Genomic DNA, 1,859 nt, shown 5'->3' with positions numbered 1-1,859 from the left:
GCCGCGCGGCGGGTACCGGCTGGCGGTCGGCCGGGCAGCCGGACGCGACACGGTCGCGCTCGAAGGCGCCGACGGGGCGGGCCTGTTCCACGCTGTGCAGACGCTGCGCCGGCTGGTCACCCGTGGGGCCGGCTCGAAGGAGGGGGGCGGCGCACGCGGCTTCGCGGGCGTGACCGTACGCGACTGGCCGACCGCCGCCGTACGGGGAATCACCGAAGGCTTCTACGGGGGCTCCTGGTCTCAGCGGGAACGGCTGGCACAGCTGGACTTCCTGGGCCGCACCAAGCAGAACCGCTACCTCTACGCCCCCGGCGACGACCCGTACCGGCAGTCCGCCCGCTGGCGCGACCCCTATCCGGCCGCCCAGCGCGCCGACTTCCGTGCCCTGGCGGAGCGTGCGCGGCGCAATCACGTGACGCTCGGCTGGGCCGTCTCCCCCGGCCAGGGCCTGTGCTTCTCGTCCGCCGACGACCGCAAGGCGCTGCTGCGCAAGGTGGACGCGATGCGGGCACTGGGCTTCGACGCGTTCCAACTGCGCTTCGAGGACGTCAGCTACAGCGAATGGCACTGCGACGCCGACGCCCGCGCTTACGGTTCGGGACCGGAGGCCGCCGCCCGGGCACACGCCGAGCTGGCCAACGTGGTCGCCGGTCATCTGGCCGAACGGCATCCGGACCTCGAGCCGCTGTCCGTCATGCCGACCGAGTTCTACCAGGACGGCACCACCGCGTACCGCACGGCACTCGCCGAGAAGCTGGCCCACGGGGTGCAGGTCGCCTGGACCGGGGTCGGCGTCGTGCCGCGCACCATCACCGGCGGTGAACTGGCCGCGGCACGCGCCGCTTTCCACCAGCATCCACTGGTGACGATGGACAACTATCCCGTCAACGACTACGCGCAGGACCGGATCTTCCTCGGCCCCTACCGCGGCCGGGAGCCCGCCGTGGCCGCGGGTTCGGCGGCCCTGCTCGCCAACGCGATGAAGCAGCCCACCGCTTCCCGCATCCCCCTCTTCACCGCCGCGGACTACGCCTGGAACCCCCGCGGTTACCGCCCGCAGGAGTCCTGGCGGGCGGCCATCGACGAGGTGGCGGCAGACGGACCGGGACATGCGGACGCGGGCGCGGGCGGAGACGGGGACGGAGCCGGGGGCGGGGGCGCCGAGGAGGCGCGCGAGGCGGTGCACGCGCTCGCCGCGAACGACGCCTCCTCGCTGCTCGGCGGCAGGGAGTCGGCGTATCTGCGGCCGCTGCTGGCGGACTTCTGGGCGGCGTACGAGGACAGCAGCGGCACAGCGGAATCGGACGAGAAGGACAGCCCCGGCCTCAGCGCGGCCGAGCGGCGGCTGCGGAGCGCGGCGGACCGGCTGCGCGACGCGTTCCGGACGATGCGCACCGCACCGGAGCGGGTCCCGGACGGGCTCGGCCGTGAAGTGCGGCCCTGGCTGGCGGCGTTGGCCCGGCACGGCGAGGAGGGTGAACAGGCCGTGCGGATGCTGACCGCGCAGGCACGCGGGGACGGCGCCGAGGCGTGGGACGCGCGGCTGGCGGTGCAGCGGCTGCGCGCCCGTACGGCGGACCGGTCGGCGACGGTCGGGAAGGGCGTGCTGCCGGCCTTCGTCAAGCGGGCGCTGGAGACCTCCGACAGCTGGACCGGCGTACGCCGTGAGGCGTTCGGCGACCACACCGTGCGGGGCGGCCCCACCGCGCGCCCCGGTTCACCGGCCGACGCGGCCGTCGACGGCGACCCACGCACCGCCTACCGGGCGGAAGCCGCCCCGGCGACCGGGTACTTCGCGCCGGCCAGCCCGCTGCCCGGCGCGTCACTGCCGGGCGGGCTGGGCCCGGACAGCCCTCCGG

At 75.4% G+C, this 1,859-nt stretch carries 1 protein-coding gene; it reads left to right on the top strand.

Annotated elements, in window-relative coordinates:
* Positions 1-1,859 (top strand): beta-N-acetylglucosaminidase domain-containing protein (locus tag ACRDP3_RS12935; RefSeq protein ID WP_431517052.1); only part of this gene is annotated, 1,859 nt, incomplete at both ends.

It is taken from the genome of Streptomyces sp., from assembly GCF_050698815.1.
Taxonomy (GTDB): Bacteria; Actinomycetota; Actinomycetes; order Streptomycetales; family Streptomycetaceae; genus Streptomyces.
This window is presented reverse-complemented; position numbering and strand designations above follow the sequence as displayed.